Source organism: Paenibacillus amylolyticus (genome assembly GCF_047302515.1).
GTDB classification, from domain to species: domain Bacteria; phylum Bacillota; class Bacilli; order Paenibacillales; family Paenibacillaceae; genus Paenibacillus; species Paenibacillus amylolyticus_G.
In genome coordinates this window covers 607,450-624,204 of sequence record NZ_CP168019.1, presented here as the reverse complement: position 1 = coordinate 624,204, position 16,755 = coordinate 607,450, and the positions used below count along the sequence as shown (strand labels likewise).

Here is a 16,755-nt window from a genome sequence, read left to right as displayed (position 1 = left end):
AGAACATTGAACAAATATAGAAGTACATTTAAATAGATGCCAGATATAAACCAGATAGTTCCCTCAGAATTAGCATAATGATAATCCGTAAAAAATCGGAGCGGGAAACCATACTCTGTTCGGAGCGGTCCATCTTCAGTATGTAAAGTTCCAGGAATACATATGATGGCTAATACAGCAAGCCAGGCTGATAGATTCATTATTCTTTTGTTAATCGTCAATACATCTCCCCCTTATTCAACACTAACGGTATCTTCACCAAAATATGTCCCTTCCAACTTTTGATCCAAAAAGTCTCTTAAGTCCTTTTGATCAAGTATATATTTCGAATCTCTATTAAATCTGCTTTTTGTGGATACAATAATCTGTTTCCGATTGTATTGAATCGTAACTTTAGCGTTATGCTTTAATTTCAAAGCAATTCCCGCACTAATGCTTCCTGTGACATCATCTACTGGTATTTTGGCTGATTCCGGGGCTGCATTCAGCCAGCCGACTATACGGCTAGTGTCTTCTTTACTTAACGTAACATTGTCAATGCTAACGTGTGCTCCACCGTCGCCTGTCCTGGTGTACACAACTACGCTCATCTCTGTGCTTATCACTTGATTTCTTGAAATCGGCTTATTTGGATCAGGGTTACTCGTGATTAGAAAATACAGAAACATGATTGCCGCACCTATGAAAAACCAGAATCGCCTACGTTTTCCTAGCATTACAGCGCATTCTCCGTATCCATCACGTTGGCAAACAGTCTCAGTACCGTATTGTGATGTGCAATAATCTGCTCCGCTTGAAGTGTCTTTGAATTCCATGTGCTGTGCGCATCTTGAACCAGATTGACCGTGTATCCCAGACTGAACGCTCTGCGGCAAGTCGTGTCTACACATACCTCGGTCTGCATACCCGCGAGAATCAACTCCGTCACGCCATCTTCTTGCAATTTCAGATGCAGATTGGTTTTGTGAAACGAATCCGGTGTCTCTTTTTCGATAACGAGGTCACCAGCTATAGGTGCAATGGACGGATGGATATCCCACCCCGGTGTTCCTCGTTCCAGTGGACTGCCTGCCCCTTCGCTGTGCTGGATATATATGATGGAATGCCCTGCTTCACGGGCTCTGGCAATTAACACCTGGATCTTCTGAAGCAATCGTTCCCCTTGATATACGGGATCTGCTTCATCAAACATTGCTACCTGTACGTCAATGATTAGAAGTGCACAATGCGTTGTCATTTTACTTTCCTCCTGACAAATCAATTTAATTTAACTCTTTCTTCTTTGCTTTTTTAACAAAACTTCCAATCCCATATCAATTAGTACAAATAGAATAGCAGCAAGAACGCCGAATAAGGTCAGAACTAACGTCTCTTTGAAATCCAAGATTGCTTCTCCTGCGCCCATGACCAGATAATAGATGTACATGCCCAAAACTCCAGCACATGCATAGCCTAATATCCTCGTACTTAGATACAACACATGATTAGGAAATTGTATTCGGCTGAGCAGATAGTCTAGCAATATCGATAAAGGTAGCCCTATCAACAGGATCAAGGGAGTCGCGTATACCAGATAAATAAGAATGTAAAAATCAAAACTGTAGGATTCATTCATCGATATGATACTTGCAGCCAAAGTAAAACAAATGATGGTTAGAACGGTTGTCATCAGCTTTCTTCCCATGTTCATCTCATCACTCCAATACAGTTATCTCTATCATTGGATGTGCTCATGCATCAGATTTTGCCGGTTGCCATCCGATTTCTTGAGACCAACGATGTGCTCTCTGTAATATGCTCCACACCGTTGGCCCTTTTCCTTCAACATATTTGGGACGCTGATCTTTATACAATGACATGAGTCTGTGCTTTTCTTCCGCATATTTCAAACAATCTTCTGGATGCTCCCTTAAATAGTCTCTGAACAGTAAGGTCATCTGCTCGGAGAAACTGCCTGCCTGTCTAACGTGTATATGTATCCTTCTGTTTCCGGGTTCTTCACGAAAGTAACGTTTAGTCTTATCTGGATTTTCTGCTCTAAATACAAATCCGACTGTTTCGATCTCACGTTTGTAGTCCGACAGATTCTCATAATTATCAACAGATATTTGTATATCTATGATAGGTTTGGCGTCTATACCCACAATTGAAGTAGACCCAACATGATCGATCCGCACAGCCTTTTCTCCTAATGCCTCTCTTAATTTCGAACCCGTTTCGAGAAACAAATCACGCCATGCCGGGTCATACTTCGCAATTCTCCATTGATCCTCCATACAACTCCTCCTTGGTTATCCAATCAAGCTATATAATTAAATAACACGTTCTTTTGACATTTTGTTACATTCAGACTATTTTAAAGATTCAATAGAGAGATCATCCGAAGTCATCATTATTTATTCCGAGTTCTATTTGTTTTCTGGATTCAATAATGTATTCGTATACATCATCAATTTCTGCTATTCCTTTTATATTCTCCTTTAGCAGTTCAATAATTAAATGATAATCACTCTCTCTCATCCTTATATCTTCCATATAGTTATCGTTATAGTCGTTCATAAAATCTAATTTGTTTTTATAAAATCGAAATCTCTCCAAAACATATACTTCCTTAAGATTAATAAATAATGCTACAAAATCCTTAAGGTTTCTGGCCACTAATGTTACTTGATTACCAAACGCCGTAGGTTGGATAAAGATAACCGGAGCTTCTTCCAAATCACTAATGGATCTGTTAAACGTGAAAAAAGCAAAATGGTCACCATCTGCCCCTGTTCTTCCAAATATGATGGCATCATCTGGCGTACAATAGTATCTATCCTCATCATTGTTAAAACTAATATAAAACCCCACATAATCATGAAGGGTCGCATCATGTTCTTTACGTAATTCCTTATCTATTCGAACGATGCCTTCTAATGATTCCGGCATTTTATAATGTACTTCCACGTTTGCATACCTCTTTTCTATTGGCATTTATTAATATATCTATATTTTGACACAAATTAAAAAAAAGAGAAGGACCCTTAGGCCCTCCCCTTAACTTCTTAATGATAATCACACTTGAAATTTGTAAACTCAGCTGAAGTATCTTGCCCACTCGCGTATAACCCAATAAGTACGCCTGTAAAGCCTCCTGCCACCTCCGAGGATAGGTATCTCGTCTGTGCTGTGCCCAGCAGGATCTCTTCACCATCTGCTTGAAACAGGAAACTGTAGCGTTCCTGGCTTGAGCGGATCACCAGCGTTGCATGCTGTTTATTTCCCAGATCCACTTCATGTTCTCTCGATTTGATATCACCGATATTTAGACGTTCGATCACCTTATAACCGTCCTGCTGCCCACGAATAGCCACTTCATAATGATGATTCTCATCCATGTAGATCGTGATCCCGGCTTCTCCACTCCTCAGACTGACATCGACTGAAATTGTTGCATTAAAGTCTTTTTGACGTAGCCCGATGAACGTCGGGGATGCTGGAACGTCCAGCGTCACTTCGGTGCCTGTTAGCGTAAGCTTGTCTAATTCAAGCTGATAATGCTCTGTATTTGGATGACGAAGATAACACCAGTCGAGGTTCCAGTCGGTATTTTCAAACGTATAATGCTTCTTATCCTGCTGGATCACCGTATCTGGGATACGATTGGTCTCAAAACTCGTCAGTGTTGTGCCTTCATGCCCGGCTGTAAACCATCCGTCTTCATCAAACGTAATCGGAGTCAAGAACACCTCACGACCCAGATGATGGTACGTAGCCCATCTGCCGATCTGTCGGAATCCCAGGTGAAAGAGCCACCAGTTCCCCAGATCATCCTGAACCAGATCACCATGCCCCACGCCCTGGAGCTCATACCCGCCCAGATTGCGATTGGTTAGAACCGGATTGTGCGCATAGGCTTCGAACGGTCCCGAAGAAGAAGTGCCCCGAGCATACGTAACCATGTGACCATACTCCGTGCCGCCTTCGGCTGCAAGCAGGTAATAATAACCGTTCATTTTATAGAGATGCGGGCTTTCCAGATATCGTCCACCTGTTCCGTTCCATATCGAACGACTCGGGGTCAGTTTGCGGCCATTTTCAATCTCAAGCTCACACTGGACAATTCCGCCAACGCCTTCATCATCCACGCCATTACTCATAAACAAGGTTTTTCCATCTTCAAAATACAAATCGGGATCAATCCCACCTTGATCCACATAAATAGGCTCAGACCATTCTCCGTAAATATCGTCCGTCCAGACATAGAAGTTCTGATGCGTCGTATCATTCGTTGTGACCATATAAAAACGCCCGTCATTATGCCTGATGGTTGGGGCAAATACACCCCCGGAGCTATTCACCGTCTCTAGCTGAATCTGGCTTTTACGAGTCAGGCAGTGACCAATCTGTTTCCAATTCAGCAGATCCTCGCTTTCAAAGAGCGGTACGCACGGAAAATATTGAAAAGAACTGCACACCATATAGTATGTATCGTGCACCTTAATCACACTAGGGTCTGGATAAAAACCTTTCACAACAGGGTTATTGTATTTCATTACTCCACTCCATCTCTTATCATAAAATTCACAAATATAAGAATTCAACTTTGTAACAACTACAAAAATTAAACACCATTGGGTGTAAACTTGCAATGAATCTGGATTGCATCTTGGAGTTAATTTTATTAAATTAATATATATGTGATTTTAGAAGATTGAGGGTAGGGAGTTGTAGAGATGATCAAAGCAAATGGGAAGCCCCAGTTCCTTCCTTTATATGAGGCGCTGGCAAGCGAAGTCAGATGGAGAATCATGGATATGATTGCAGATCGCGAAATGAATGTGAAGGATATTGCCGCAGTATTAGAGCTTAGCCCCTCCATTGTCACGATGCATATTCGCAAACTGGAGGATGCGGGTCTAATTGGGAGCAGGCGAGTTCGGATCAACGGAGGGACGCACAAATTATGTTACCTCAAGCAAAATCAGATTGAAATCGAGCTGCCGTCCGCAAGTCAAACTTCACGAACCAGAGAACAGACGATAGCCGTGGGACACTACACTGCTTTTGATATCCACCCTACCTGTGGGCTAGGAACACTTGAGAAAGAGATCGGCGTATGGGATGATCCGCGTTACTTCCTTGATCCCGAGCGGGTACACGCCGCTATCCTGTGGTTTGGGAAGGGCTATGTTGAATATAAAACACCGAACTTTGTCCTTCCCGACCAGACAACCGATGCTATTGAAATTTCAATGGAACTAGCCTCTGAGGCTCCGGGATTGCGAGATCATTGGCCTTCCGATATTCGTTTCACCTTCAATGGCGTTTCTCTCGGAACGTGGACAAGCCCTGCCGACTTTGGCAGAGCAGCACGCGGCAAATATACGCCGGAATGGTGGCATCGCAATGTGAATCAATACGGTTTATTGAAGACCATCCGCATTGATGCTTCCGGTACCTATATGGATGGTGAGCGGATGTCAGACATTACTCTCGCGGATATTAAGCTTAGCGAACCGTTCTGGACGCTACGTTTCACGGTTGACGAGGAAAGCCCCAACGTAGGGGGATTAACGATCTATGGTGCCGGTTTTGGTAACCATGATCAGGATATTGTTATACGTGTACTTCAGATCTGAAGTAACCGCTGAGGGCAGGTGGTGATATCATCAGATCTGGCATTAGAAAAATAACCTGCCTATGTGTTAGCAATCATTCTGTGTTTGGAACCACTTTCTTAGCTGATTAATATGAGCTTGATGATAACGGTTATGGTCAGCCATATGCCATAATCTCCAACGTACCGTAGCTTGCTTTTCGTTCTGATGTCCAAAAGTAACTACTCGATCTAGGTCAGCATCTGCTACTTGTGTGCATGTTTCTTTCAGAAGGGTTAATACACCCTCATATTGAGAGATAAGTGTGTCACGTGACACATCTTGAACCAGCGGAAGTCTATTATTTTCATCAGTCATGGGACCATATTGCTCTATTAATGACTGCGGAAGGACAACTCCCTTTATTCTATAAACCCAATTCATATCAACAAACATAATGTGTCGTATTAATTGAGCTGTACTATTAAACTGGTTCTTTTCCCCTTTGTAATCTACCTCTTCTTGCGACGTCCCCTCAGTAATCGATTTAAGTCGCTCACTATTCTCTCTTACCGCAGAAAATAACATTCCAACAATAGGTTCCATATTGGCTTCACCTTGTAGATCGTAAATCATAGCATCCTTCCTCGCTTGAATACATGTCTATTTCGATGACTCTCTGATCAGTCTTTGATTCAATTCCCAGATTGCTACTCTATTACTATCCCATTTAAGTATTTCACGAGCTTCTTCATAAGCCAACCATTTATATTCTGAGTGCTCATTGGATAAAGACAGATCCATTTCATCTAGTTCTACTCCAAAGCAATACTCAGGAATAACAAATGTATCAGGTCCCCACATAAAATAACCAACCACATCTACCACGGAGTGAGTCGATCTTGAATTAAGACTCCTGTATTTACTATTTAAAGGGATTCCCGCCTCTTCAAATGCTTCTCTCATAGCTGCTTCTAATGGTTTTTCTTCATCTTCCCCTCCCCCAGCTATGCCCTGCCAGTAACCTTCTCTTGATCTTCGAAAGATAGCATATGCATAATCATTTGAATCTTTCAACCTGATATAAGGAAAAACTAATATTTGAAATGGTGCTCGAGACACAAGTACATCCCTCCTCTTTACCCTCGTTCTTTCAACAGTTCCTTAATCTCCCTTAACTCTGATAATATTTCTTTGGTGTGCTGGCTATTTTTGGAGTTATCTATTCCAACTTTCACAACATAAATACCGAGGAACAGATACACCACCAACATAATGATCATTCCCATGTACATCTCTCCTTTCCAAAGCAACAACACATTGCTACGAACGTTCACTATCCTCTCTTTCCAACTGATTCCCATGGAATGCCTGCAAAATAAAAGCCCGATCTGGAACGTTCAACCGCTCATACGATTTCAGATACTCTCTATTGTCATATGGAACGCCAATGAATTTCACGTCCACTTTGCCCTCTTGGAGATCCACGATGCCATATCTAGCTATGGCAAGATCGTTACAGCCTAAAGCGCCCAGATTTAGATAGATTCGTTGATCTGTCTTATAATAATGAAGAATATGATAATGACCAAAACAAACCAAATCATGGCCCGTCCCATGATACTTCGCGTCCAATTTGGTACCGGATGGTTCTTTATCGATGACATCCAACTTGTCGTTGCTCATATGATAGTGAGTCAAAAGGAAACGATGTCCTTCTACCTCTTTTTCAACGAATTTCGGTAGAGCTTGTATTCTCTTGATCGATTCTACACTTAGATGTTGACCAATCCATTCATGGTGCTCAGCCATGCCTTTATGCCCTTCTAATGGCCCCTTATTTTGGAGTAAACTCAATACGGCCTCTTCGTGATTCCCTGAAATCGCTATCATATTTTTACGGCTGTACAACATCTCGATCACTTCATTGGAGTAAGGGCCAATACCGATCATATCCCCCAAACAAAATGTATGCTCAACATCCCCTCTTAAATCGATATCAGCCAATACCGCTTGAAGCGCAGGAACATTCCCATGAATATCGGTTAAGATGGCAATCTTCATTGTGATTCCTCCTCAGGAATATACATTGTCTGAATCTCCTGCACACCCGGAATAAAGCCCAGATTCAGATACACGGACTCTGCATCATTTCCTTGCATCACATACAATCGTAGAACGGGATACTTACCCTTAAGTTCATTTAATGCTCTCTGTAACATCAGCGTAGCAAGCCCTTTTCCTCTATATGCCGGACGAACCCCTATGCTATATACCGCAGCCTGATTGTCTTGCAGACAAAGACGACAATTTGCAATAAGTTGTCCCGTTTCCTTGTCGTATACAAACGTAGAAGCTTGGGTCAGAATTTCATTGGTATAATTAGGGTCATCGCTTGGTATAAAATCTGCAAGAGTGGTATGTTTTCTGCGTGTAGCTTCAAGACTTCCTGCAAAACTCTCCAGGTCACATTGAGCAATTTCATCTTCATTCACATATTTTCTGGTGCCGGTTTCACTTTCAATAATCTTTGGACTCCTCACGGTTACCCTGCTATCCCATTCGATTTCAAAATGATCTGTAGGCCGCTGCATCCAGCGACATCTGAACTCCACTGGCCAGAATCCAGCTCTTGCATATAGATCGACTTGGTCTGGAAGAATCTCAAAGGTCAGAATGCGTTTGGTGCGATCCGACCACTGTAATAATTTATGCTTCAGAAGCTTCAATACCTCAAAGCACTGCTGGAATGGTGGGATAAAAAACAAATGATACATCCGGTTAGGCTCCATTCTCACACCACCTATTTTGCTTTCCCCCTTGTAAATCCAGTACGCACTGATCTTGGAAGAACTGAACTCTTCTTCTCTGAAAAATCCGACATAACGCATATCATAATAAACCGTGCAATATAATCCCCATTCAGCAAAATCAGCTTTGCGAATCGAATATTCATCCGACAGATCATATTGAAGAATATCTGTAGACCACTCAGTTAAACTCATACGTCATTCCTCCTCAATCTAATTACATGTACAGCAATTAAAGAACCTTTCTATACGCCACCCCGTGAACATGAATTAACACATGCTGTGCCTCCATACGTTCGAGAAATCCAACATGTCCTTCAGACCCTTATCCTTTCCAATGAAGATGAACTGCTAGACCTTGCGGTTAGCAAAGATAAAATAACGTATCCAAAAAGTTGAACCGTAAATACAATGGCGACAAACTCAACCATTATGCTGTTCGCCGCATTAAAATCATTCACAAGATCCACGAAGATCTTCCCGGGCCTGGATAATACATCCCACGAATTCCACCGATTAAATCTGCCAATGTAGACCCCTATACTGCTCAATAGCAAAATAACACCGACAACGATCATACTAATGTACTTATTTACTAATTTGTTTAACATTCCGTGGATTTGAATGATCGAACAAGTCGAGAGCAGCAATCCGATGATCGCTACGGCAAACGTCAGAGTGAGTCCATACCAAAAATCAATATTAACCCAAAATCTAACCTCCCCTTGAGCATCAAAATATCTGAATGAATGCAGAATCTCCGTAAAAAGATAGGCCGCATTGGGCAGAAAAAAGAGCCATACTCCACACATCAGCCCCATACATATCATGCTCGTTGTGGTTAATTTCTTATTAAATATGTATCTAATGCAGGATGAGATGATGAAGGGTACCCATGCCAGGAACATATCCCAACTTAAAAATCGATACATATTTGTATCTGTTTGGGCACGTAAATACATCACAACACCTAGACAGCAAAGAGTAGCCACGAGCAAAGTAACGATGAGTTGGAGTTCTTGAACCGGATGTTTGTTATCTTTCATTTCTTTGCTTCTACTTCCTTTTCCTTGATGATTGTTATAAGTTATAAATACTTTTTAAATGCCTTGCTGGATTCTCCGTCATACCCCAATTTCGTATAAAAGTGATGTGCTTCGTTTCTGGATGATCCGCTCGTAAGAAACACCTTCACACAATTTTTCTGCACACATACATGCTCTATATGTTTCATCAATTCAGATCCATATCCCTTGCTCTGCACATGTTCCGTAATGATAACCCGCTCAACTACGCCGAATGGTCTATTTTCCACCAATGCATCCAGACAAATATGTAAATGAGCCGTGCCGATCACCTGATCATCCATTTCATACACAAACAAGAAACTGTTTGGGTTATTCCGAACCTCTTCAATCCGTTCTGCCAGTACCTTCGTGTTTAAGTTGTTCGGCAATAATTCTTTATACAGTCTTTCGATAACCGCTGCATCCCTAGCTTCTGCCTCTCTTATCATCAAGCTTCCCCTCCTTGTTACCTCACTTGATAACTTAAAATGATATCACCGTTGTCTTCAAACTCTCCCGTTTCTTGAAACCCGCAACGTTTGTACAGCGCATTTGCCGCAATGTTATGCGGAACATGGGATACCCTGATTTGCTGGCAGTCACTTCTCTCTTGCAACATATGAATCACTTCTTGAATGGCAAGTTTGCCGTAACCCCTCCCCTGGTACTTCTCATCAATCATGAAGCGCAGAATCCAGTAATACCCGTCATTGTAGATCTCGTTATCAAATAAAATAAAACCGACCATCTGATCCTCTGCCAAAATGCCGTATGGTTTGGATGTAATCTCCTTCGTCGCATGAATCAATGAATCCGCATTGCTTGCGACCAAATCCAGCTGATCTTCCCGTGGTTTAAGGTGGATGCACTCAAGTTCATTTTCTTTGGTTATGGGTTGTAACGTCACTTGCTCCATATCCACAATCCTCTCTCCTTGCAGCTTATTTACTAGATTTTCTTGATTAATATAATCTCCAAAGGTTGTGTATCCAGCAACAGAGCCCCTGCATCAACATACCCCAGCTTTCGATAGAAATGTTGGGCATGTTCGTCTGATTGCGTTGAAGTCATCACCGTATCAAAGCCTTGTTGCTTCATTAGATTTTCCCAGTAATGCACGACTTTTTTGCCATACCCGCCGTTTCGATAGGGTTCATCAATCCAGATCATATTCATGAAGGGAAGGTTATCCCAAAAGTACCCGTACCTCATCCATCCAACTCTTGATCCCTCGTCCTCGTCCCATAGGATGAATATTTCTTTCTCACTAATCTTCGTTTTCACAAGTGGCTGATGGATATGCCGATCTCTTTCAATGATGTAGTCGTAGTCAGCTTCCGTTGCATACTCAATCTTCATTTGTATTACTCCCTTCATTAACTACGTCCATCATAACCCAAAATGTGGTATATGCGAACAGTTCTTTCCTCTTTTTCTCCCATGCCAAAAACCACGGTTTCCCGTGGCTGCACCCGCTCTATTTCCCTCAATCCGCTGTTGATCCGCTGACCAATTGCCCCTTGTACCATACGGCCTGCCGCGCAGATCGCCGCGCAACGGCCTCCGCCGAACAACTCGCATGCACCAATACAAAACTCGCGGTGTCGCCTACCTTCGGCCAGACCTGTTCCCCTTGTGAATCCAGCGGTGTGATACCCCCTGTTACGAATGCCAAAGATTGAGACAAGGACAATTCGTCACTATATCCGTACAGTTCTGCGAATCGTCCCGCTTTCTCAAGCAGATCCCCATTGCCAAAAGGAGACCAATGATCCGTCAGGCTGTCTGTGGCCAGCTTCACGTTCACACCCATACGGTGGAGCATGGGAAGAGGCATCATCGTTCTGCCAATAGGCACCGTGGAAGCAATGCTCATCCCAAGCGAAGCCATTCGCTGCGCCATATCTTCTGCTTCCTGCTGCTCTGCGCTGGCGAACCAGAACGCATGACTTACCGTAACTTTACCCTGAAGCCCTGCTGCTTCGGTCAGATTTGCGAGTTCCAACAGCGTTTGTTTGCCAGCCTGCCCGCCATCATGCAGATGAATATCGATGCCCGCCTGGTGCTGAACAGCCAGTTCAACCATGGCGTTCAATGATTTCTCAATCTGTTCGTCCACCGTATGAGGATCAAGTCCGCCCACATGCGTTGCACCTTCCTTCATCGCTTGGCCCATAAGCTCCACTGAATGGGAGCGAAGCAGTCCATGCTGCGGGAAAGCCACGATCTCCGAAGAGATTTTGCCCGAAAATGATTCCAGAGCCTGCCACGTCGCTTCCAGTCTTTTCAAGCCACTGACGGGTTCAATATTGCAATGACTACGTACATGAGTGGAGCCGTACCCCTGAATCAAGGTCAGAATACTCTCCGCTTGACGCTTGGCATCTGGTAACAACTTGGGCAACAGAACCTTTTCTTCTTCAATACGTTCGAAAATACTGGAAATACGCTTAACGGCTGTCCACGGCCCATCGTAGTAGGTTTTATCCAGATGAATATGTGCCTCCTCGAACGAAGGCAGCAGCAGAAGTCCCTTGCCATCTACTTGTGGTAGATCGCTAGACAACGGGTTGTTTCCTTCCACAATCTCCGCGATCACTCCATCTTCAATCCGCAGATGAGCGGGGCTTGTCCGTGTCCCTGTCACCTGTTTCCCCTCCCGAACATAATCCCGCTCCAAAGTCACGTTTGTTAACCAGTAGACCTTTTCCATATGTCATCCCTCATTTCAGTCCGTTTTTTTCGTACATCATGCATCTAATTATTTATTAAACCATGGTACCATAAGGGTTCACTGGGCAAAAATATATAAAACGTTGGTGTCCCATATGCAGATCGTTTGGCTCGCTACGGATCAAAGAATGCCAAAAAACAGACACAATCCAGTGCCTGTCCTACGCGTTCAATCTCCTATCAGAGATTTATTTTCCATCCATCTGTCTATACATTCATCCAATCTCATTAAAAACGAAACCGCGCATGCCCTTCATCCGTCATGCCTTCAATGTGCTGGTCGCTTATGTAAACGCTCTAATAGCATACAAAACTTATTATGTAAATATGACGCTTGCTTGGACTATCTCCAGGCTTTATGGAGATAAACATGAAGTGATATGGATAATCTGAAGCATACTGCTCCGAATGATTTTTCACATCATAAGTCTCTCCAGAAAATAACGGAATCCTCTCGCGTTGATCGAGAGAGTAAGCAGAGGATCCGCAGCATGAACCAAAAAGTAAAGAACCGGTGTAATTCCATGCATGACTGGAGAGAGAGGACGTTCGAGATGAAGCATTTAATGTGAAAACTGTCGGTGGCGGGACATAATCCTTATTTCTTCTTTAAAACCGCCGCGAAAGACTCACCCTCCGCTTGATACTCTCCACCATTCACATCTGCATATATTTTTTCGAGAGTAAATCCGGCATCATTCACTTCTTTTTCCAGACTTTCAATCGTAAAATGTTGATTCCAGTAATGATAATTAACTAGCTCACCATCTCCAAAAACGAGAACATTTTTTGACAAAGTCACATGATCAGGGTATTTTATTGAAGCAAATAAAGATAAATGTTTTTTATCCGAAAATGGATTATCTTTTCTAGTTAAACCCCACATAAAATTTTGCTCAAATTTTTCGTAACTATTCTCCGATAACACATCTAATAGAACTAATCCTCCGGACTTTAAACCACGATGGATATTGCTAAGTATTTTCTTTCTGTTTTCCGGATTAAAGACACTATAGATTTCATAGATTAGTAGAGCAAGATCAAACTCCTGTTCAATCTCAATGTTAGTCATATCTTCGATTCTGTAGTCTATTATTAAACCCTTTTTTTGGGCTTCGTGAACTGCGTATTCAATTGATTTTTCATTAAAATCCACACCAACAACGTCATATCCCCTAGCAGCTAAATTTTGGGAATACAGGCCTGGGCCACAACCTAAATCAATGATCTTTTTATACTTCGTCAATGGTGCAATTTCGCTAATAAAATTAACAGTTTCATCAATAAAATAATTCCCCTTGCTTCCACCAGGAATATTTTCATCAAAATGAGCTTTCAAAACAAAGTCAGCCCGGTTTGAGTCAAGCCAGATTTGTACTGATCCTTCCTCAAATGGCTCGGGAATTTTAGCTATATCCAGTAATTTTTCCATTTTTTCACCTCTATTGATTTTTAATGGTTGGTTTGTATCTAAAATAATGCGTTGCTTAGCTGAAGATCAGCTAAAATCAGCTAAGCAACCAGTTATTGAAGTTAGTAAAATGGCGCGTTTTTTGCAGTTCTATTTCATAGATTTTTTAACAGCTGTTACTGATTGTTGATAGGAACGTAGTTACAGTCCAGGTGGTTGTAATTGTTCCATCCACGGCTTGACCTTTACCTTCTTTGTCTTTTGCTAATTTTTGCAATTCCAATACTGCTTTCATTGCTTTCAGCTCCTTTTCTGAGTGGAAATTATACTTTTAACAGCTGTTACTGATTGTTGAGAGAAACGTAGTTACAGTCCATGTGGTTGTAATTGTTCCATCCACAGCTTGGCCTTTACCTTCTTTGTCTTTCGCTAGTTTTTGCAATTCCAATACTGCATTCATTGTTTTCACCTCCTCCGAAAATTTATGTTCAACAATATACCCATATATTTCTCAACTAATTTTTATTAACTCGTTACTGAAACATCGTGAGCTTTAGTTCTTGTCAGAAATTCATCTAAATTGACAAGTGGCAACCAATAGAGCGGGTTATCTTTGACGATCCCCATCAATGCCAGTATTATTCCCGCGCTACCTGTATAAACATCATCCGCTAGCCTATATGAGAATTGACCCGGGTATACATAATATCCATTTTTATCAATTAAGAATAAATTAAGCAGGCTCAATACCTCTTTAATAATTACTTCACGTCCCCCGATATTTTTCATCAAAGAAGGAATTAAAAGGAAGCTTCCTGCCCCATCGAACAACCCACCACTAATAGTGGAACAGATCTGTGACAACTTTGTAATCGCATTGATTTCTTCTTGATAAGCATCTTCTCCACTTACATGATTTAGAAACCATATTGCAATTCCAATTCCAATCGATCCTCCTGAAAGGTAGGGCAATTGACGATTTCGATTATCCAATGTTTGTAGGGAGCCGGTTACCTCGTCAAATATTGTTTTTTCTAGATCCTCCTTTATTAATTGTCTAGCTCTCTCCAAATACTGTTTATCATCCGTGATGGAATACATGGCGGAATAAAAGAGAGAGACACCCGATAACCCATCAATTACTCCTATCCCTACTGCCATCCAATCATTCGTGCTAAACCGCGCATCGTTATTTCGATTTCTTTCAATTGACTCTTCAATTTCCTTCGCAAACTGTAAATATTCATCGTTTTCTGTCTCGATATATAAACTGATGACGAACAGTCCTATTCCTGAAAGACCTGAGCGCAAAGAAATATTGGATTCGTTCATATTAGCTCTTATGTTCTTCAATTCATTTAAGACAACTGCCTCATAACCTGTTTCATACAATAAAGCCAATATCCCTGTTTTCCCATCAAACATACCATTGGATTCAATAGTATTTAAATTTCCTAACAAAAAGTCTTGGATCCACTTATCGACTTCTAGAGAGTTCGTATTATTTTTGATAAGTGTAAAAGCAGCACCAGTCCCACCAGTTAAAAAGTTGAATTTACCCCCATTCATCTCAAACTGGCGGATATCTCCATGAACAAATCTTTCATCATTTGTTAAATTATCCTGCATGCCCTCTATTAATTTCTTCGTGATTGAGGAAATGTTAAAGTCACTTGTTTTATCATAAAGGACCATTTCTTTTGGAAAATACTCTTGGTAATTTCTTATTTTTTGGTCACATTTCTCTTGTAAATCTACAATAAATTGGTAGAATGAATCTTCATAAATCTCTTTTATCCATCTGAAGTGATTGTATTGTAGGTACTCATCTAAAACTTCCGAAGATAACACTGGAAGAGCCAGATACTTTGTTAATTTCTTCAATCCAAACCAATCTCTCGCTCCACTGATCTTCATTTCCTGGGATGCGAATCCGATGGTCATCATAGTGGGTTTGTCTTTGGAGGTTACATGCATAGCTGTTTCAAAATCAATTAGCCTCACGGTTAAGTCATCAGCCACCATTATATTCGCTGGCTGAAAATCACCCATGGCTATTCCTTTTTTATGCATCTGATCTATCAGCGTAAAAAGTTGCAACAATACCTTTTTAACATTTGCGGCATGATTACGCATACGCTCATCGTCTCTAAAGAATGGAAAGTGTTGAGCGAGCCACTGCCTTAAGTCTCCCCCTTCAATGAATTCCTCCACCAAAAAGTAGTGCTCCCATTCTTGAAAATACTCTATTAAACTTACAACGCCCGTTACATCTTTAAGCTTCGCTAAAGCATCATATTCCTTTATCTGTCTCGATAAGGAGTCATGAGCTGAACCGTCCAAACCAGCATTTGGCCTGGCTTCCTTGATAATCACATTCAGGTTATCTTTCTTTCGAGTCGCACGGTATACCCCACCCGCATTACTATAGCTAAGTGCACTTTCAATCTCATATCGCTCTAAATTGCCATCCCCTTTAGTTTCCAGATCATCAGAATAATTTAGTGAATTCAGATAATCATCAAAATCTTTCACAAAATCAGGAACCTGATAAAAGGGCGTTCTCTCATCTTTAACTAGATTACCTTGTCCATCCTTAATACAATGTTCTCCATATTCATTATATATACTTCTGAATCCACCATATCTGTAAAATACATTACTATTTTTCCATCTCTTATCACTAAGTATATATGCGCCTTTCTTAAATCCTTGGGTTGCCAGACATAACATGTCTAACAATTTTACAAAGACATTGTTATTCACAGGGTATATTGTTATAAACTTCCCCGAAGAAGCACGATTGGCATTCTTCGAATTCGTTTTGATAAAACTTTGTCTATCCTTGAGGTGCTTGAACTCAATCCGCTCATCTATACATAATTTAGAAACCCGATCTAGCAGGTTCTGTGATTCTTCGAATAACGCTGTAACATGAATTTTCCATCCCTGATCAGGAAGTCTTGAACCTTTAACATGATAGTGCTTCCAAACCGATTCACGATCTGAGATAACCGCATATGTATCAGGAATGTCACCAAGTTCATACCTATTCTGCTTTTTTTCATCATTCTCCAATTTACCGTAATATTCTGAGTTTGGTTTTAAATATAGATTGTAAAGCATATTTCCTTCCATAAATAACCCCTCCG

Annotated in this window: 21 protein-coding genes; 1 reads left to right on the top strand and 20 read right to left on the bottom strand. The window is 41.4% G+C overall.

The window, feature by feature from the left end:
- Nucleotides 1–233 precede the first annotated feature (233 nt).
- The 6 genes from ACDJ59_RS02870 to ACDJ59_RS02845 all read right to left on the bottom strand — a co-directional run bounded on the left by ACDJ59_RS02870 (nt 234) and on the right by ACDJ59_RS02845 (nt 4,538).
- The gene (locus tag ACDJ59_RS02870; protein WP_413407570.1) at nt 234–590 is read right to left on the bottom strand and encodes a hypothetical protein; all 357 of its coding nucleotides are present in this window, start codon (nt 588–590) and stop codon (nt 234–236) included.
- A 125-nt stretch (nt 591–715) separates the two neighbouring features.
- Nucleotides 716–1,237, bottom strand: a complete 522-nt coding sequence (locus ACDJ59_RS02865; protein WP_413407569.1) for a cysteine hydrolase family protein — start codon at nt 1,235–1,237, stop codon at nt 716–718.
- 30 nt (nt 1,238–1,267) lie between these two features.
- Entirely contained in the window at nt 1,268–1,690 is a 423-nt protein-coding gene (locus ACDJ59_RS02860) for a hypothetical protein (protein WP_413407568.1), read from the bottom strand.
- A 40-nt stretch (nt 1,691–1,730) separates the two neighbouring features.
- The gene (locus tag ACDJ59_RS02855; protein WP_413407567.1) at nt 1,731–2,276 is read right to left on the bottom strand and encodes a GrpB family protein; all 546 of its coding nucleotides are present in this window, start codon (nt 2,274–2,276) and stop codon (nt 1,731–1,733) included.
- Nucleotides 2,277–2,376: 100 nt separating this feature from the next.
- A complete protein-coding gene (locus tag ACDJ59_RS02850; protein ID WP_413407566.1) occupies nt 2,377–2,949 on the bottom strand; it encodes a hypothetical protein in 573 nt (190 codons plus the stop codon).
- A 98-nt stretch (nt 2,950–3,047) separates the two neighbouring features.
- Nucleotides 3,048–4,538, bottom strand: coding sequence for a glycoside hydrolase family 43 protein (locus ACDJ59_RS02845; RefSeq protein WP_413407565.1), 1,491 nt, complete (start codon nt 4,536–4,538; stop codon nt 3,048–3,050).
- Between the two features lie 180 nt (nt 4,539–4,718).
- Here ACDJ59_RS02845 and ACDJ59_RS02840 point away from each other — a divergent pair, with 180 nt between their 5' ends.
- Nucleotides 4,719–5,624 (top strand): ArsR/SmtB family transcription factor, encoded by a 906-nt coding sequence (locus ACDJ59_RS02840; RefSeq protein ID WP_413407564.1) that lies wholly within the window; start codon nt 4,719–4,721, stop codon nt 5,622–5,624.
- 66 nt (nt 5,625–5,690) lie between these two features.
- Here ACDJ59_RS02840 and ACDJ59_RS02835 read toward each other — a convergent pair whose 3' ends face one another.
- From ACDJ59_RS02835 to lanKC, 14 genes are all read right to left on the bottom strand, one after another.
- On the bottom strand, nt 5,691–6,218 hold the full coding sequence (locus ACDJ59_RS02835; RefSeq protein WP_413407563.1) for a DinB family protein: 528 nt from the start codon (nt 6,216–6,218) through the stop codon (nt 5,691–5,693).
- A 27-nt stretch (nt 6,219–6,245) separates the two neighbouring features.
- Nucleotides 6,246–6,704, bottom strand: coding sequence for an NUDIX hydrolase (locus tag ACDJ59_RS02830; protein WP_413407562.1), 459 nt, complete (start codon nt 6,702–6,704; stop codon nt 6,246–6,248).
- A 17-nt stretch (nt 6,705–6,721) separates the two neighbouring features.
- Nucleotides 6,722–6,871, bottom strand: coding sequence for a hypothetical protein (locus tag ACDJ59_RS02825; protein WP_164783341.1), 150 nt, complete (start codon nt 6,869–6,871; stop codon nt 6,722–6,724).
- Nucleotides 6,872–6,905: 34 nt separating this feature from the next.
- Nucleotides 6,906–7,646, bottom strand: a complete 741-nt coding sequence (locus tag ACDJ59_RS02820) for a metallophosphoesterase family protein (RefSeq protein ID WP_413407561.1) — start codon at nt 7,644–7,646, stop codon at nt 6,906–6,908.
- Nucleotides 7,643–8,587: a GNAT family N-acetyltransferase gene (locus ACDJ59_RS02815; protein ID WP_413407560.1), complete on the bottom strand. Its 945-nt coding sequence runs from the start codon at nt 8,585–8,587 to the stop codon at nt 7,643–7,645. The genes ACDJ59_RS02820 and ACDJ59_RS02815 overlap by 4 nt, the downstream gene beginning before the upstream one ends.
- A gap of 122 nt (nt 8,588–8,709) precedes the next feature.
- Nucleotides 8,710–9,438 (bottom strand): DUF1361 domain-containing protein, encoded by a 729-nt coding sequence (locus ACDJ59_RS02810; RefSeq protein WP_413407559.1) that lies wholly within the window; start codon nt 9,436–9,438, stop codon nt 8,710–8,712.
- Nucleotides 9,439–9,479: 41 nt separating this feature from the next.
- Nucleotides 9,480–9,908 (bottom strand): GNAT family N-acetyltransferase, encoded by a 429-nt coding sequence (locus ACDJ59_RS02805; RefSeq protein ID WP_413407557.1) that lies wholly within the window; start codon nt 9,906–9,908, stop codon nt 9,480–9,482.
- A gap of 17 nt (nt 9,909–9,925) precedes the next feature.
- Nucleotides 9,926–10,375 (bottom strand): GNAT family N-acetyltransferase, encoded by a 450-nt coding sequence (locus ACDJ59_RS02800; protein ID WP_413409702.1) that lies wholly within the window; start codon nt 10,373–10,375, stop codon nt 9,926–9,928.
- Between the two features lie 32 nt (nt 10,376–10,407).
- The gene (locus tag ACDJ59_RS02795) at nt 10,408–10,818 is read right to left on the bottom strand and encodes a GNAT family N-acetyltransferase (protein WP_413407556.1); all 411 of its coding nucleotides are present in this window, start codon (nt 10,816–10,818) and stop codon (nt 10,408–10,410) included.
- A 127-nt stretch (nt 10,819–10,945) separates the two neighbouring features.
- Nucleotides 10,946–12,172 (bottom strand): amidohydrolase, encoded by a 1,227-nt coding sequence (locus tag ACDJ59_RS02790; protein ID WP_413407555.1) that lies wholly within the window; start codon nt 12,170–12,172, stop codon nt 10,946–10,948.
- Nucleotides 12,173–12,790: 618 nt separating this feature from the next.
- Nucleotides 12,791–13,624: a class I SAM-dependent methyltransferase gene (locus tag ACDJ59_RS02785; RefSeq protein ID WP_413407554.1), complete on the bottom strand. Its 834-nt coding sequence runs from the start codon at nt 13,622–13,624 to the stop codon at nt 12,791–12,793.
- A gap of 145 nt (nt 13,625–13,769) precedes the next feature.
- Nucleotides 13,770–13,898: a class III lanthipeptide gene (locus ACDJ59_RS02780; RefSeq protein ID WP_341008527.1), complete on the bottom strand. Its 129-nt coding sequence runs from the start codon at nt 13,896–13,898 to the stop codon at nt 13,770–13,772.
- A 36-nt stretch (nt 13,899–13,934) separates the two neighbouring features.
- Nucleotides 13,935–14,063: a class III lanthipeptide gene (locus ACDJ59_RS02775; protein WP_218639195.1), complete on the bottom strand. Its 129-nt coding sequence runs from the start codon at nt 14,061–14,063 to the stop codon at nt 13,935–13,937.
- Between the two features lie 65 nt (nt 14,064–14,128).
- A complete protein-coding gene (gene lanKC, locus ACDJ59_RS02770) occupies nt 14,129–16,741 on the bottom strand; it encodes a class III lanthionine synthetase LanKC (RefSeq protein ID WP_413407553.1) in 2,613 nt (870 codons plus the stop codon).
- Between the last annotated feature and the right edge of the window lie 14 nt (nt 16,742–16,755).

Bases quoted from the DNA above. Each gene is read 5' to 3' on its own strand.
- ACDJ59_RS02810 (WP_413407559.1), bottom strand. From the start codon at position 9,438: ATGAAAGATAACAAACATCCGGTTCAAGAACTCCAACTCATCGTTACT.
- ACDJ59_RS02805 (WP_413407557.1), bottom strand. From the start codon at position 9,908: ATGATAAGAGAGGCAGAAGCTAGGGATGCAGCGGTTATCGAAAGACTG.
- ACDJ59_RS02815 (WP_413407560.1), bottom strand. From the start codon at position 8,587: ATGAGTTTAACTGAGTGGTCTACAGATATTCTTCAATATGATCTGTCG.
- ACDJ59_RS02835 (WP_413407563.1), bottom strand. From the start codon at position 6,218: ATGATTTACGATCTACAAGGTGAAGCCAATATGGAACCTATTGTTGGA.
- ACDJ59_RS02780 (WP_341008527.1), bottom strand. From the start codon at position 13,898: ATGAAAGCAGTATTGGAATTGCAAAAATTAGCAAAAGACAAAGAAGGT.
- ACDJ59_RS02825 (WP_164783341.1), bottom strand. From the start codon at position 6,871: ATGGGAATGATCATTATGTTGGTGGTGTATCTGTTCCTCGGTATTTAT.
- ACDJ59_RS02845 (WP_413407565.1), bottom strand. From the start codon at position 4,538: ATGAAATACAATAACCCTGTTGTGAAAGGTTTTTATCCAGACCCTAGT.
- ACDJ59_RS02820 (WP_413407561.1), bottom strand. From the start codon at position 7,646: ATGAAGATTGCCATCTTAACCGATATTCATGGGAATGTTCCTGCGCTT.
- ACDJ59_RS02870 (WP_413407570.1), bottom strand. From the start codon at position 590: ATGAGCGTAGTTGTGTACACCAGGACAGGCGACGGTGGAGCACACGTT.
- lanKC (WP_413407553.1), bottom strand. From the start codon at position 16,741: ATGGAAGGAAATATGCTTTACAATCTATATTTAAAACCAAACTCAGAA.
- ACDJ59_RS02790 (WP_413407555.1), bottom strand. From the start codon at position 12,172: ATGGAAAAGGTCTACTGGTTAACAAACGTGACTTTGGAGCGGGATTAT.
- ACDJ59_RS02840 (WP_413407564.1), top strand. From the start codon at position 4,719: ATGATCAAAGCAAATGGGAAGCCCCAGTTCCTTCCTTTATATGAGGCG.
- ACDJ59_RS02855 (WP_413407567.1), bottom strand. From the start codon at position 2,276: ATGGAGGATCAATGGAGAATTGCGAAGTATGACCCGGCATGGCGTGAT.
- ACDJ59_RS02775 (WP_218639195.1), bottom strand. From the start codon at position 14,063: ATGAATGCAGTATTGGAATTGCAAAAACTAGCGAAAGACAAAGAAGGT.
- ACDJ59_RS02860 (WP_413407568.1), bottom strand. From the start codon at position 1,690: ATGAACATGGGAAGAAAGCTGATGACAACCGTTCTAACCATCATTTGT.
- ACDJ59_RS02800 (WP_413409702.1), bottom strand. From the start codon at position 10,375: ATGGAGCAAGTGACGTTACAACCCATAACCAAAGAAAATGAACTTGAG.
- ACDJ59_RS02795 (WP_413407556.1), bottom strand. From the start codon at position 10,818: ATGAAGATTGAGTATGCAACGGAAGCTGACTACGACTACATCATTGAA.
- ACDJ59_RS02785 (WP_413407554.1), bottom strand. From the start codon at position 13,624: ATGGAAAAATTACTGGATATAGCTAAAATTCCCGAGCCATTTGAGGAA.
- ACDJ59_RS02865 (WP_413407569.1), bottom strand. From the start codon at position 1,237: ATGACAACGCATTGTGCACTTCTAATCATTGACGTACAGGTAGCAATG.